The sequence below is a fragment of the Paracoccus isoporae genome (genome assembly GCF_900101865.1).
GTDB lineage: Bacteria > Pseudomonadota > Alphaproteobacteria > Rhodobacterales > Rhodobacteraceae > Paracoccus > Paracoccus isoporae.
The window spans coordinates 31,473-44,509 of sequence record NZ_FNAH01000012.1; the positions used below are offsets into that span (position 1 = coordinate 31,473).

13 protein-coding genes are annotated in these 13,037 nt (G+C 63.2%); 3 read left to right on the plus strand and 10 right to left on the minus strand.

From position 1 onward, the window contains the following. The 9 genes from BLT73_RS15090 to BLT73_RS15130 form a co-directional block, all read right to left on the minus strand. A complete protein-coding gene (locus BLT73_RS15090; RefSeq protein ID WP_090525164.1) occupies positions 1-1,107 on the minus strand; it encodes a glycosyltransferase family 2 protein in 1,107 nt (368 codons plus the stop codon). Next, entirely contained in the window at positions 1,104-1,667 is a 564-nt protein-coding gene (locus tag BLT73_RS15095; protein ID WP_090525166.1) for an SAM-dependent methyltransferase, read from the minus strand. The genes BLT73_RS15090 and BLT73_RS15095 overlap by 4 nt, the downstream gene beginning before the upstream one ends. After that, the gene (locus BLT73_RS15100; protein ID WP_090525168.1) at positions 1,667-2,371 is read right to left on the minus strand and encodes a PIG-L deacetylase family protein; all 705 of its coding nucleotides are present in this window, start codon (positions 2,369-2,371) and stop codon (positions 1,667-1,669) included. Before BLT73_RS15100 ends, BLT73_RS15095 begins: the two co-directional genes overlap by 1 nt. Then, complete coding sequence (locus BLT73_RS15105; protein WP_143025692.1) at positions 2,368-3,465, minus strand: acyl-CoA dehydrogenase family protein; 1,098 nt, start codon at positions 3,463-3,465, stop codon at positions 2,368-2,370. Before BLT73_RS15105 ends, BLT73_RS15100 begins: the two co-directional genes overlap by 4 nt. Next, positions 3,462-4,517 (minus strand): glycosyltransferase, encoded by a 1,056-nt coding sequence (locus BLT73_RS15110; RefSeq protein ID WP_090525172.1) that lies wholly within the window; start codon positions 4,515-4,517, stop codon positions 3,462-3,464. Before BLT73_RS15110 ends, BLT73_RS15105 begins: the two co-directional genes overlap by 4 nt. Beyond that, the gene (locus BLT73_RS15115) at positions 4,514-5,482 is read right to left on the minus strand and encodes a glycosyltransferase family 2 protein (RefSeq protein ID WP_090525173.1); all 969 of its coding nucleotides are present in this window, start codon (positions 5,480-5,482) and stop codon (positions 4,514-4,516) included. Before BLT73_RS15115 ends, BLT73_RS15110 begins: the two co-directional genes overlap by 4 nt. After that, positions 5,479-6,828 (minus strand): glycosyltransferase family 2 protein, encoded by a 1,350-nt coding sequence (locus BLT73_RS15120; protein WP_143025693.1) that lies wholly within the window; start codon positions 6,826-6,828, stop codon positions 5,479-5,481. Before BLT73_RS15120 ends, BLT73_RS15115 begins: the two co-directional genes overlap by 4 nt. 306 nt (positions 6,829-7,134) lie before the next feature. Next, positions 7,135-7,872 (minus strand): Crp/Fnr family transcriptional regulator, encoded by a 738-nt coding sequence (locus BLT73_RS15125; RefSeq protein ID WP_090525177.1) that lies wholly within the window; start codon positions 7,870-7,872, stop codon positions 7,135-7,137. Positions 7,873-7,882: 10 nt separating this feature from the next. Further along, the gene (locus BLT73_RS15130; RefSeq protein WP_176805137.1) at positions 7,883-8,326 is read right to left on the minus strand and encodes an MgtC/SapB family protein; all 444 of its coding nucleotides are present in this window, start codon (positions 8,324-8,326) and stop codon (positions 7,883-7,885) included. A gap of 173 nt (positions 8,327-8,499) precedes the next feature. Here BLT73_RS15130 and BLT73_RS15135 point away from each other — a divergent pair, with 173 nt between their 5' ends. Together BLT73_RS15135 and BLT73_RS15140 are read left to right on the plus strand one after the other, a co-directional pair. After that, positions 8,500-9,015 carry a DUF421 domain-containing protein gene (locus BLT73_RS15135; RefSeq protein WP_090525274.1) on the plus strand — a complete coding sequence of 172 codons (516 nt, stop codon included), beginning with the start codon at positions 8,500-8,502 and terminating at the stop codon, positions 9,013-9,015. A gap of 1 nt (position 9,016) precedes the next feature. Next, positions 9,017-10,258, plus strand: a complete 1,242-nt coding sequence (locus BLT73_RS15140; protein ID WP_090525180.1) for a cation:proton antiporter — start codon at positions 9,017-9,019, stop codon at positions 10,256-10,258. 48 nt (positions 10,259-10,306) lie between these two features. On the opposite strand, the gene BLT73_RS15145 is transcribed toward BLT73_RS15140, so the two are convergent. Further along, entirely contained in the window at positions 10,307-12,415 is a 2,109-nt protein-coding gene (locus BLT73_RS15145) for a catalase (protein ID WP_090525183.1), read from the minus strand. Positions 12,416-12,647: 232 nt separating this feature from the next. Between BLT73_RS15145 and BLT73_RS15150 the strand changes: the two genes are divergently transcribed. Beyond that, the gene (locus BLT73_RS15150) at positions 12,648-12,992 is read left to right on the plus strand and encodes a carbon-nitrogen hydrolase family protein (protein ID WP_090525185.1); all 345 of its coding nucleotides are present in this window, start codon (positions 12,648-12,650) and stop codon (positions 12,990-12,992) included. The last annotated feature ends 45 nt before the right edge of the window (positions 12,993-13,037 follow it).

The following is a 13,037-nucleotide window of genomic DNA, read 5'->3' on the forward strand; positions in this document are numbered from 1 at the left end:
TTATGCTCCTTTCACGGTCGGCAGTGCCGACGCATCGGTTTGAGTGGGTGCGGGCAGACGATCCACAGGGACCGGACAGGCCCGCATGCCGGGGCCAGCGGGGACATTTGCTGACCCCTTGCCCGGCAGCAGCGTGTCAAGGTGGGAACATGGCCTCGTTGCTGCCGAAGCTATCGAGGCGGATATCAGCCGCTCCGAATTCCTGAACGTCTCCAGTATTTCAATATGCCGCGGGAGATCCCGCACATGCAGGCGGAAGCGGGCGGGCACCTGCGGCGGCCAGGGGCCCAGCGTCTTGCCGCTGGCCTGCGTGACCAGCCAGTCCGCCGGCGGCAGGCAATCGTCGATCAGATAATCCAGGCCCCCGATCCGCGCCTTCAGCGCGACGGACATGCCCCCCGCCGCGCGTCCGATCAGGCGGCACGAGGCCTGCACCGTCACATCGTCGGCGTGACGGACCCGGCAACCCGCCGCGCGGAGCGCGCGGACGATCCGGCGGTCTTCGCCGCAACGAACGGGCGCGAACCCGCCTCCTGCCAGATAGGCCGCGCGTGTGAACCCGAGGCTCGCCCCTGCCGCTTCGCCGTGGGTGTCGCCGATATCCGCACATCCGGGCGCGTGGCGGGCGTAGATGTCCTGCACCAGGGCCCTATAGGTGCCTTCCAGTTCGGCGAGGTGAGGGTCCATGCCATCGAGGATATCTGCCTCGCCCGCGATCAGATCGACCTTGCCGCAGACAGCGTCCGCCGTCTTCAGGTGGGCAAGGTTCTGCGCGATCCAATCCGGGGCGACGATGCAATCGGCGTCGGTGGTCAAAAGGTAGCGCAGCGCGGGCATGGTCTGCAGGGCGTGATCGCATCCGATCCGCCGGGCGGTGCCGACACCCTCCCGTGAAGGCAGTGTCCGTTCCAGCACCGTCAGGTCCAGGTCATGCCGCGCGGCGATGTCGTGGGCCCCGCTGCCGGTGCGGTCGGTGGTGTTGTTGAGCACCAGGATCACCACCGCGTTGCCTTGTCCGGCCAGGGCGGTGAGACAGGCACCGATCCGGGCTTCCTCGTTGCGGGCCGGGATGACGATGGCGGTGTCTTTTGCGGCGGGGCGGGTCATGTCGTGCCCTTCGCCAGTCCGCGGTCGATGCGATACCCGTCGGTCTGCGCCACGCAATCGAACTCATGGGTGTCCAGCGCCGCCGTGAAGATCGCCAGCGCCTCTTCGCCCTGCAAATCATGGTCGGTTTCGCCAAGCCAACTCACGCAGAGCACCTCCGCCTTCGGCCAGGCGCTAGCGATATCCAATGCCAGTGTGCGCAAGCTGCTATCATCGAGGAAATAGAGGATTTCGGACAGGATCAGCAGGTCGAAATCGCCCCTTGGCAGCGGACAAGGGTAAAAGTCGTGGATGAAGGTGGAATCCGGCACGGCACGGCGCGCTGCCTCGATCGCGATGGCCACCGCATCTATGCCGGTATAGCGGTCACAGATGTCCACCAGATGCTGTGCAAGCTGCCCGTTGCCGCAGCCCAGCTCGAAGGCCGAGGCGTAGCGGGGCCGCGTCAGCGCCGCCCGCGTCGCGGCGAACTTGGCCTGTTCGTAACCGCTGTGCTCGAAATCCCAAGGGTCCGAGGTGTCGGCATAAAGCGCGTGCAGGTGATCGCGGCCCACCCCCATCACGGCATCCTCCAGAAGATCTCGTCTTCGGTCACGAATTTCTCGATGAACCCTACCGGAAGAATGAAGCCCGATGGATCATCGGTGACGACCCTGCCCAGTTGGCTTCGATGCGATTGGATTGCCGCGCGTTTCCTGTCGCGCAGGTCCTCCGGGGGCACGCACACCGGGGCGTGACGGGTGGCGGTCTGGCGGAAATCGGGATCGTCCCAGCGGCACCAGACGGGATAGCTGTAGAACGCCCACTCCGGGCGGCGGCGGCGCAACGCGCCGGCGAACCGCGCCGTCGCCTGGTGGTCTTCGTGGTGATCCTCGGCGGCGGGCACGAAGACATGGCGCGCGCCATGACCTTCGATGATCTGTTCCAGCCTGGCGGCAACCTCTGTCGCATCGGCCTGATAGAGACGGCTGTCGGCCATGCCCAGCCAGGTCAGATCGCGCGCGGAACCGCCGAGACATTCGATGGCCGCTACCATCTCCGCACGTCGCTGGCGGGCCAGCCGCCGGGGCGTCCATTGGCAAGATCCGGGGTGGCTCGCACTGCCATCCGTCAGGCAGATGACATGCGCGCCGGCGCCTGCAAAACCCCGCGCCAGAAGTGCGCCGCAGCCGAGGGATTCATCGTCGGGATGCGGGGCCAAGACGACGAGGCTTTCGCGACCCTCGAACACGTCCGGCAATAAAGGGCGGTGCGCGACATTCATCCGAACACTCCCCAGATGCGCCCGTCTTCCCCGAGAGCCGTCTGCGCCGCGCGTTGCAGGAACGCATCCCGCGCGGCCTGCCGCAGATAGACCGCCAGATCGCGGGCCATGCGTCCGGTCTCGGAACCGGCCTCGAAATGCCGCAGGCCGATGCTCTGCTCGACGGCCCGGATGGCATCGAGCCCGACCTCCTCGGTAAAGAGCCGGGCCGCGATAGAGGTGGTAACGATGTCGTCCGGCGCGATGTGGCGATCGGCAGCGGCTTCGGCGGTGCGCTCGGTCAGGGCCATGCCGGCCCATGTCCGCATCAGCACATCCATCAGGCGGCCCTTCTGGGCCTCTGCCCCCATGCGGCCTGCGGCGCGAAGCTCTGTCGCGGCCACGTCCAGCAGGCCGACGGTGGCGCCGGCCTGCAAGGCCGCGATCCGCCAAACACCGCCGACGAAATGCGGCTCCTTCAGGTAATCGCCGGGGTCGCCGATCCATTCGATCCTGTCGACCGGCAGGCCGGTGAAATCAAAGCTGCCCGAGGCAGTCGCCCGCATCCCCTGCATGTCCCATGCGGACGGGTCCGCGGGGGCGGCGTCCGTCACATCGACCAGCGCCAGCCGCACCTCGGGACCGGAATCCACAGTGACCAGCGCATGGGTCACGGTGCCCAGCCCCGAGGCATAGCACTTGCCGCCCTGCAAATGCTGCCCCGTGGCATCCAGCGTCACCGGCGCCGCGCCATCGGCCCCCCAGACGCCCAGCAGGGCACCCTCGGCGATCTGGCGATCGACCTGCGCCTCTTGCACCTTCGTTCCATAAAGGCGGACCAGGTGCAGCGCGTTGACATGCCCTTCGAACAGCCTCCCGATGCCGAGGTTCGCAGCGCCCACCTGCATCAGCACCCGGGCGGTGCGGGCGGGATCGGTCGCGCCGTCATCGGTCAGAAGGTCCGCCTGTCGCAGCAGATCGATGGAGCGGCCGATCGGGCGCGCGCCGCGTTCCTCTTCTGCGGCGGCGGCCCGCAGGGCCTCCGCGACATCGGACGGCACCGGCCCGGCGGTGGTCGAAGGCGGCAACTCGGCAAGGGGTCTGGAAGCTGTCATGTGCTCTTTACCATCTCCATCTCAGGATGCCTTGCAGCGGCGTGTTCCAGCAGCTGCACCCAGTCCCCGGTGACCCGGCCCAGCCGGAAGGCGGGATTGGCGGTGACCTGCGGCGGCGCACGCCGCCACGCCTGAATGCGCCCAAGGATCTGCGCCGGGTCATGGCCATCCACGCGCTGCGTGGCATCCGCCACGATTTCCGCATTGGCGCCCAGCCCATCATGCACCAGCACCGGCGTGCCGACCGCATTGGCCTCGGCCAGCACCAGGCCGAAGGTCTCGGCAAATGTCGTCTGGGGATAGAACAGGCAGAGCGCACGGCGCATCTGCCGGATGAGCGCCCCATGGGACAGGGATCCCAGAAAAACCACGCCCTCGGGCACCGGCCCGGTATCCCAGCGCAGATAGCCCGGATCGGCCACGGCAAGGGTCAGGTTCGGAAGGTCACGGCGCAGGGCGGCGAATTGTTCGAACACCTCGGCCAACCCCTTGTGGGGCGAACTGGCAAAGAGCAGCAGGTCGGGATCGCGGGGCGTGGCGTCGGGGTGCAGATCGTCATCGAGCGGATCGTAGATCACCCGAATGGGCGGCACATCCTCCGCCCCGAGAAACCCCGCAAGCGCACGGGCGTGCGTTTCGGACACGCAGATCACCGTGATTCCGGCAGCCTTCAGCGCCGCGGCCATCTTGCGGTTATGACGGCCGGGATAGACGTGCAGCCAAAGAAAGATCGGCGTGGCTGGATGCCGCTTGCGCAGCTTGATCGCCACCTTCCACCGGTTGATGACGATCAGGGCGGCTTGGTTTTGCGCGTCATCGAGGTCTTGCAGGGGCCGCAACTTCCCTGCCTCGGACAGGTGCCTGTTGCTGCGACCCTGCTGATACTGCGTGATCTCGAACCGGGAGCCGAGTGCAGCGGCCACCCGCAGCACCGTCGCTTCGGTGCCGCCAAGACCGCCGGTCCCGAGGTCGGGCAGGTCGTAACCCGCGGCAGAGCACGGATCGACGATTCCCACGGGCGCGCGCGCTGTCTCTTGGCGAAAGGCCTTCATTGCGCGGCCATCCGTGTAGCAGGAAAGGTGGCGAGGATTTGCGCGACACTGGCCGACGTGGCGGGCGTGACCGGCATGTCCCGCCGCGCCAGCAAGTCGGGCCGGCTGACATGGCTGACGCCGAGGGTCGGGATATCCACCGGCACCGGGGCCACCCTGCCGTTCTCCCGCCACACCTCGACCTTGGCCCAGACCTTCTGCCGGTCCGCCCTGCGCCGGGCGCTGTCGTAATCCGAGACCGTCGATTGCGTCAGGCTGTCGGGCGTCTCGATCTTGGTCAGCAACAGTTCCGGCACGATCCAGACGATCTCGCCGTTCAGGATCAGCCGGTTGCGGAACTCGCGGTCCTCCTCGATGCAATCCTCGAACCCGCCGAGACGGCGGAACACATCCGCGCGGAACAGGCCGGAGTTGATGTGCGTCCACTCCCCCGGCACCTGCGCGCCCATCTGAAGGTTCGGGAACACGTCATCGAGCAGGGACAGGTCGCGCCGGATCTCGACGCGCCGCCCGTCCGGCAGGATCAGTTCGTGGTGGGTGAGCGCGGCGCTGACCTCCAGCCGCTGCCCCGCTTCCTTGCCCGCCAGTTGCCAGTTCAGGCAGTCGTCGGCACCGATATCCTGCGCGGTCAACACGCGCACCTGGTGCAGAACCTTGTCGCGGTGCGGGATGTCGTCGGAATCGTGGAAGGTGACCGCATCGCCCGCGGTCAGCAGCAGGCCAGCGTTCTTGGCATTGGCGGTGCCGAGGTTCTGCGACAGCCGGATGTAGTTGAAACGCGGATCGGCCAGGAAGCACCGCACCGCGTCTTCGGTCGCGTCGGTGCTGGCGTCGTCGATCACCGTGACGCGGATGTTCCACCAGCTTTGTTCGAGTGCCGCGCGGATGGCACCGACGATTAGATGAGCGCGGTTCCAGGTCGGGATGACGATATCGACCAGGGGGGATAGCGGATCGGATGTCATGCGGAAACCTCCTTCACAGGTGAGGCGATGGTGGCACGATAGGCGCGCAGGCTCCTGTCGGTCAGCAGCGCGGCGGGCAACGGCAGCAGGAGCGCCAGTAGCGCGGCGCGGATCAGCGGCTCCGCAGGGTGCCCGCCGAGCAGCAGCAGAAGCGCGGTGAGGAAAACCACGAGGTGACAGATGGACAGGGAACCGGAGCCCTTGCCGCCCGATTTGTCGGTGACCACGAATTTCAGGCGGCAGCCCGCGAGCGCATCGAAGGTCGCCTTAGCCGATTGCGGCGCCAGCGCGATGCGACAGGCCAGCGCGTGGAGGATGACCGGAAGGGCCTGCCCGTCGCGCAACCCGCGCGCCACGACGCGTGAAACGATGTCGCAAAGCGCGAGCAGGATGGCCACCGCAGCCAGCGCGGCGGCGACCGTATGCCCCTGCGCGGTCAGCAGCCAGACCGTCAGCAGCGCGAAAGGCACGAGGGCGAGGCTGAACCATGCAGTCAGTTGCGTGAGGATCACCAGCCGCTTGTGCAGCTCGAACTCGCCCGCGGGGGTGAGGATCGTCCGCCCATGCCGCAGCAGGGTCTGGACGTTGCCGCTGCACCAGCGATAGCGCTGCCTTTCGAGATCGCGCAGCGACAGCGGCAGCAGCCCCTTGCCCACGACCCGGTTGATGAACCGGCCCGCGAAGCCCGCGTGGCAAAGCCGCACGCCCAGGTCCGCATCCTCGGTCGTGGTGGCGCCCGACCACCCGCCGACGGAAACCAGCGCGGTCTTCGAAATCACGCAGAGCGTGCCGGTCAACAGTACCGCCTCTGCCTCATCGGCGGCGGCGGCATTGGTGCGGAAATATTCCTCAAGCTCGGCATCCACGCCCGGTGCGGTGGTCGTAGTAGCGACATAGGATTGCGGAAACTGCACGTAATCCGCCGCGGTCCGGTGCAGCGCCTCCGCCGCGCGGCGCAGGAAATCGCGGTCGACCACGTAATCCGCATCGACGGTGACCACATGGGTCGCATCGTCGCGCGTATGCGCCAGCGCGATGTTGAGCGCGCCGGCCTTGGCACCCTTGACACCCGTCCGGTGCAGGAAGGCGATCCGGCCCGGATGCGCGGCGCAAAACCTCTTCACCGGCTTCCACACCGCGGGATCGGCGGTGTTGTTGTCCATCACGACGATCTCGTAGGCATCCGACGGCCAATCCTGATCCAGCAGGGCCTGCAGGGTGCGGATCACCAGCCGGGGCGGTTCCGCATGGGTCGCGACATGGATTGAAAAACGCGGGCTGGCGAAGTCCTGCCGACCCGTCGCCAGCCGGGCGGGCAGACAGGAAACAAATGGCCGAAGGCCCATCAAACCGATCTGAACCACGATGATGACCGCACAGAGGAACAGACCGACCGCCGGGAGGACGGCAGACAGAATCAGTATTCCCCAGATGAAGACAGCCCGCAGTTCCACATTCGCCCCCAAGCGTTAGTTAAATAGCAATAAAATTTTTCGATCAGTAGCTTGTTAGATTTCGACGCTACCGACGGTCCAACAAAGTCGTTGCTCGTCGGTTCCCACTTCGGATGATTCATCGCCGGCGCGGGTGTGCCAAGGATGCGCGACACCGCCAAACCATGCTTTCAACTGGATTGAATTCCGCCGCGGCGGTCAGTCTTGCGGAAACCAGGAGGTATCCATGTCGGCATAGCGATCATGGAAATCCGTAAGTTCTATCATCGCATCTTCCCGAAGGATCTGGAGCCGATGCTGATCGCGGTGAATATAGCCATCCTCTTCCATCCGGATGAAGGTCTTGCTGATGTAGACATTGGTCAGGCCGAGGTAATCAGCGATCTGGCTCTGCGTCATCGGCAGGCGAATCGTGTCGGTCATGCCCGGATTGGTGATCCGGAGACGGGATATGAGATCCAGCAACATGTAGCTGACCCGTTCCTGCGCACTCATCCGGCCCATTGCGCGGAGAACATCAATCAAAACAACCTGGTCGCGAAGTGCTATCGAAAGCAAAAGTGCTGAAAGCTTCGGAGACTCGCGCAGGATCTCGTCCAGCGACGATTTCGGGAATGGACACAGGCACACCTCTTCGACAGTTCGCAGCGTGGTCGTGGAGTGCTTGAGGGTGACGTCGGCGAAACCAATGACGTCGCCGGGATGATGGATCTTGACAATCTGGCGCCGACCATCGGGCAGATCGGTAAAGCTGAAGGCCCAGCCATGTTTGACCACGTATAGGTCCTTGTTCTCGTCGCCCCCCTGATACACTTCCCGTCCTGCATCGAAAATGCGTTCGGCTCTCTCAAGCTTAGCCAACCTATCACAATCGGCCTCGGAAAGTGAGACGTAATGCGACAGCTTGGTAACGAGACAACTGGATGTGCTGGACATGAAAATTTTCCTATCTGTTGCCTCTGATATGAAGGCAGTCGAAAATATTGAGAACGACGCAGATGAGCACAGAGATAAATGCCGCCTCCTTGAGGAAACCTAGCCCGCAAGCGATGCCAATCGACCCTACAGCCCAGATTGCGGCTCCGCTGCGGACACCTTTTAGTCGCCCGTCGTCACTGGGCGACATGATCGCCCCCGCTCCGAGGAACCCGATGCCACCGACAATACCCTGAATAAGGCGGGTAGGGTCAATACTGAGGGCCTCATCCTCGGCCATGCTGCTCAGAGCAAAATTGAGGGTAACTGCCATTAAGGCGGTAGAGCCGATCGCAACCAAAACGTAGACACCCGCCCCTAGAGGCTTTCCTTTGATCTCGCGATCAAGCCCGACGATTAACCCACACCCCCCAGAAAAAAGGACGCGAAGTATAAATTCACTGAAATCGACCACTAACCGAGAACTCCCTGTTCTGATGCCTACCCTGCCATATACTTTCTTTAAACCCCGCTGCCTTGCGTGGATTTAATATGCATTGAAACGGGGTATTCCGCACGCGGCTATGGTCGCGTTTGAACGAATAAGGTCTTGGATGCAAAAAGCACCTTCAAACAATGGATACATTGATGTTTTTTGACGGACCTATACTCGATGCGTTGGCCAAGGGTTCCCTACTGAGCGCGGTCGGCATTACCTGGATCATCCTGCTGGTCCGCGTAGTCGGATTGCGATCATTCTCGAAAATGACGAATTTCGACTTCGTCATGACTGTTGCCATGGGCTCGCTTCTGGCCGGGGCGTCTCAGTCGCAGGAATGGGCGGGATTTCTTCAGACGCTGACGGCGATGGCCAGCCTCTTTGCCGTCCAGTATGGCGTCTCGCGGCTGCGACGCTGGTCGCCGCGACTCGACGCGCTGGTTCAGAATACGCCGGTCCTGCTGATGAAGGACGGCGTCATCCTGCACGATGCCTTGCGCGCGACGCGTGTTGCCGAGGAAGACCTGATCGCAAAGTTGCGGGAGGCCAATGCGCTTGATTTCTCATCCGTTCGAGCCGTGGTGCTGGAGACAACGGGCGATATCTCGGTGCTGCGTGGCGATCATGTGGACGAGGCCCTGTTTAAGGGGGTTGCCGACGCCTGAAATGGAAACCGATGCCTTCTTCGAATTCAGCACCTATCACCTGACCCTCGCGGTGGCGGGATGCATCGTGATCCTGGCGCGCTGGTTTCCGCGGCTGGTCTCCTCGCGGGAACCGGCGGCCGCCCCGCTGATGATCCTGCTCGGGGCCGCTGCGGTCCTCACGGTCCCCGGCCTGCCCGCACCTCCCGACCCGCGCAGCGCCCCCCTGCTGTGGGAGGTCGTGGCGGAAATCACCGTCATCGTCGCGCTCTTCGCCGCCGGAATGCGGGTCGACAGCCTCGGTCCGCCGCGGAAATGGGGACCGACGCTGCGGCTGCTCGTGATCGGGATGCCCCTGACCATCCCGGCGGTCGCGCTCCTGGGCGTGGTTCTGGGTGGGCTGACCGTCGGCTCCGCGCTTCTGCTGGCCGCCGTGCTGGCACCGACCGACCCGGTTCTCGCCGCCGATGTGCAGATCGGACCACCCCAAGAGGGACAGGAGCATCCGGTGCGCTTTGCCCTGACCACGGAGGCCGCACTGAACGACGGGCTGGCCTTTCCCTTCGTCTACCTCGGCCTGCTCGTCATCGCGCAGGGTCTGGCCCCCGGCGACTGGGGTCTGCGCTGGCTGCTGGAAGACGTGATCTACCGGATATCCATCGGGGCCGCGATGGGCTGGGCCGGGGCTTGGCTGCTGGGCCAGATCCCGTTCAACCTGCCCCGCGAAACCCGGCTGGCCGATACCGGCTCCGGGGTGATCGCGATTGCCGGGGTGTTCCTGTGTTATGGCTCAACCGAACTGGTCGAGGGCTACGGTTTCATCGCCGTGGCCGCGATGGGCCTGTCGCTGAGGCGTATCGAGAGCGAACACCATTATCATCGGCATCTGCACGATTTCTCGGAATCCATCGAAGACGCCCTGACGGCGCTTCTGCTGATTGCCCTGGGTGGCCTGCTCCCCGCTCTGGCAGCGGACCTGACCTGGAACCATGTCGCCATCGCGGTGCTGCTGATCGTGGTGCTGCGCCCGCTGGCGGGATGGGTATCCCTGACGGCAAGGGCGTTAGCCCGTTCCGACCGGGCGGTGGTTGCCGTCTATGGGGTGCGCGCGATCGGATCGATCTACTATCTGGCCTATGCGACCAGCCATGCCGATCTGCCGCATATCTCTGACCTGTGGATCATCACCGCGCTGACGATCTTCCTGTCCACCATCCTACCTGGTTTCTCGGTGGGCTGGAGTATGGATAGGATCGGGCGCTGATCGTCGGGTCTCTTGCCGCCGGTCACACACTAGCGGCAAAGAAGCTCTTCATTTGCGCTGCCAGAATCTCAGTTTCCCGCAAGCTTTGATGAAAGCCGCACAGTCGCCCTTTTTCGCAATCCGGAATACGCCGTCATCGAAATCGCCGACTCCCGCTGCGTGAAACAATTTCTCGGCTTCACCAGCGAGTGCGATGAACTTCGCATGTGCAAACGCGTCGGCAGCGAAGCCCTTGGCCGGGGGCATGGACTTCAACTTTTTGATCCCGTCTGCCGATGCCATCACGGCCACAGCATCATAGAGCACGGATGGCCCGCCATCGACTTTCTGATCGGCCGGCACGCGTTTACCGTCGGACGTCTTGATGCCGCCGATGGTCGGCGCGACGATCTCGACCATGCCGCCCGCATCCTTTACAGCGTCTCGAAGTGAAGCCAGCAGATCACCGTCGATCCCGTCTGTCACGAGGATCCCCAGCTTGCGGCCCTTAAAGTTGTCCGGCCCGTTCTTGAGGATCGAAAGCGCGTCCGATGGCTTGAGACCCTCGACCATGTCGCGCCGAGGCGTGTGGGCCTTGGGGAGTTTGTCAAAACCCAGCCCATCTGCGACCATCTGCGCCAGATCAGGGTCGATGTTCGGCAGATGCGCCACGACACGCTCGCGGATGTCCAGCACCTCGCATTTCGACAGCTCGAAGATCAGCGCGTCGGCGATGTGGCCCTGCTCCACCTCGGTCTGGCTTTGGTAAAACTGCCGCGCCTGACTGTAGTGATCGGCGAACAGCTCTGCACGCACCTTGCGCTTCTCACCCTCGACGGCTTCTGGGAACGACGTGAAACCGCTCTCCGGATCGGCGCGGGGGCCGCCATCCTTCCAACTGTTCGGCTCGTAATTGGCGCGGCCCGCCGGGTTGTGCATCGCCATGTGGCCGTCCTGCTGGAAATGCGCAAAGGGACATTTCGGCGCATTGACGGGGATATGAGTAAAGTTTGGACCACCCAGACGTTTGATTTGTGTGTCGAGATAGGAGAAATTCCGCCCCTGCAGCAGCGGGTCGTTGGTAAAGTCGACGCCCGGCACGATGTTCTGGGTGCAGAACGCGACCTGTTCCGTCTCGGCAAAGAAGTTGTCGACCACGCTGTCCAGCACAAGCCGCCCGATTATACGCACGGGCACGTCCTCTTCGGGGATCAACTTGGTCGCATCCAGCACATCGAAGTCGAACGTGTCGGCAAAGGCGTCGTCAAACACCTGCACGCCCAGTTCCCATTCCGGGAAATCGCCCGCTTGAATGGCTCCCCACAGGTCGCGTCGGTGAAAGTCGGGATCGGCGCCATTGATCTTGACCGCCTCGTCCCACAGGACCGATTGCAGACCCTGCTTGGGTTTCCAGTGGAACTTGACGAAATGGCTCTCCCCCTCCGCGTTGACGAAGCGGAATGTGTGAACTCCGAACCCCTCCATGAACCGGAACGACCGCGGAATGCCCCGGTCCGACATGGTCCACATGACCATGTGCATGGCTTCGGGCATGAGCGAGATGAAATCCCAGAAGTTGTCATGCGCCGATTGCGCCTGGGGAAAGGCGCGATCAGGCGCTTCCTTGACCGAATGCACCAGATCGGGAAACTTCATCGCGTCTTGGATGAAGAACACCGGGATATTGTTGCCGACGATGTCCCAGTTGCCTTCCTCGGTATAGAGTTTCACGGCAAATCCGCGTGCATCGCGGGCCAGATCCATCGACCCCTTGTTGCCCGCCACGGTCGAGAACCGGACGAATGCCGGCACCTTGCGGCCCTTCTCCTGCAAAAGATGCGCGGACGTAAGCTCCGGGATCGGGTCGGTTGTCTCGAAATATCCGCGCGCGCCATAGCCCCGGGCATGCACCACCCGCTCGGGGATACGCTCGTGGTCGAAATGAAACATCTTCTCGCGGAAATGGAAGTCCTCGAGCAAGGCTGGACCCCGCGGCCCCGCTTTCAACGTGTTCTGATTGTCCGAAACCGGCACACCCTGCGATGTGGTCAAACGCGCGCCATCGGATGACTGCTGATGCGTTTCGCCGCCTTGCCCCGTTTTTTCGCGACGCTCAGTCGTCTCATTTGATTTCTGCGTCTCGATTGAGGGACGAAATTGCGGTGATTTTTCAGACATTTGTGTTTCTCCAAGGGATTGGTGCGCGCGCAGACAGGCTAATATCGACCAAAGCAGATCCTACGCCGGTTAATATTCCATAGCTTCCATCTAGATTGATGCGACGAGACGTAAAGTCATGCCTACCAATCTGATTGAAAGCCGTCTGCGACCTCAAACGAACGTCCGAGCTTGTCTCGAGCGTCGGAAGATCTGCCAGACCGCTCACCCTCCTTCCAAACTGGAAAAATCCATGGAATTTGTCTTGATCGACTTCTGGGCCGCCAATCTTGAACCGGTGGTGCCGGATTTGCAGGTTTGGCTTGCTGCACTGGAAATGCGGGTCGCACAGACGGTGGCTCGGGGAGGTCACATACTTGTCCTGCCGGAGTTCGCCTGCGCCCAGTGGTTGAGCTTTGCGCCCGCAGATATGGCGGAGGCAGACACCCTTGAATGGCTGTTCGAATGCGGGGAGGTAGCGCTCAATGCGATTGCGGCGATGTCTGCGAAACATGGTGTTTCGATACTTGCAGGCACGATACCCTTCCTGACCGAACCGGAATGTGGAACAATTGTCGGTTTCGATCTATATCTTTAGGCATCCCGTCTTCGATCATGGCGGCGCATCCTGCAGGGAGAAGGA

Coding starts and splice junctions, on each gene's coding strand:
- BLT73_RS15120 (WP_143025693.1), bottom strand. CDS start 6,828: ATGGGCCTTCGGCCATTTGTTTCCTGTCTGCCCGCCCGGCTGGCGACG.
- BLT73_RS15110 (WP_090525172.1), bottom strand. CDS start 4,517: ATGAAGGCCTTTCGCCAAGAGACAGCGCGCGCGCCCGTGGGAATCGTC.
- BLT73_RS15140 (WP_090525180.1), top strand. CDS start 9,017: ATGGAAACCGATGCCTTCTTCGAATTCAGCACCTATCACCTGACCCTC.
- BLT73_RS15105 (WP_143025692.1), bottom strand. CDS start 3,465: ATGACAGCTTCCAGACCCCTTGCCGAGTTGCCGCCTTCGACCACCGCC.
- BLT73_RS15090 (WP_090525164.1), bottom strand. CDS start 1,107: ATGACCCGCCCCGCCGCAAAAGACACCGCCATCGTCATCCCGGCCCGC.
- BLT73_RS15100 (WP_090525168.1), bottom strand. CDS start 2,371: ATGAATGTCGCGCACCGCCCTTTATTGCCGGACGTGTTCGAGGGTCGC.
- BLT73_RS15095 (WP_090525166.1), bottom strand. CDS start 1,667: ATGGGGGTGGGCCGCGATCACCTGCACGCGCTTTATGCCGACACCTCG.
- BLT73_RS15135 (WP_090525274.1), top strand. CDS start 8,500: ATGTTTTTTGACGGACCTATACTCGATGCGTTGGCCAAGGGTTCCCTA.
- BLT73_RS15125 (WP_090525177.1), bottom strand. CDS start 7,872: ATGTCCAGCACATCCAGTTGTCTCGTTACCAAGCTGTCGCATTACGTC.
- BLT73_RS15115 (WP_090525173.1), bottom strand. CDS start 5,482: ATGACATCCGATCCGCTATCCCCCCTGGTCGATATCGTCATCCCGACC.
- BLT73_RS15145 (WP_090525183.1), bottom strand. CDS start 12,415: ATGTCTGAAAAATCACCGCAATTTCGTCCCTCAATCGAGACGCAGAAA.
- BLT73_RS15150 (WP_090525185.1), top strand. CDS start 12,648: ATGGAATTTGTCTTGATCGACTTCTGGGCCGCCAATCTTGAACCGGTG.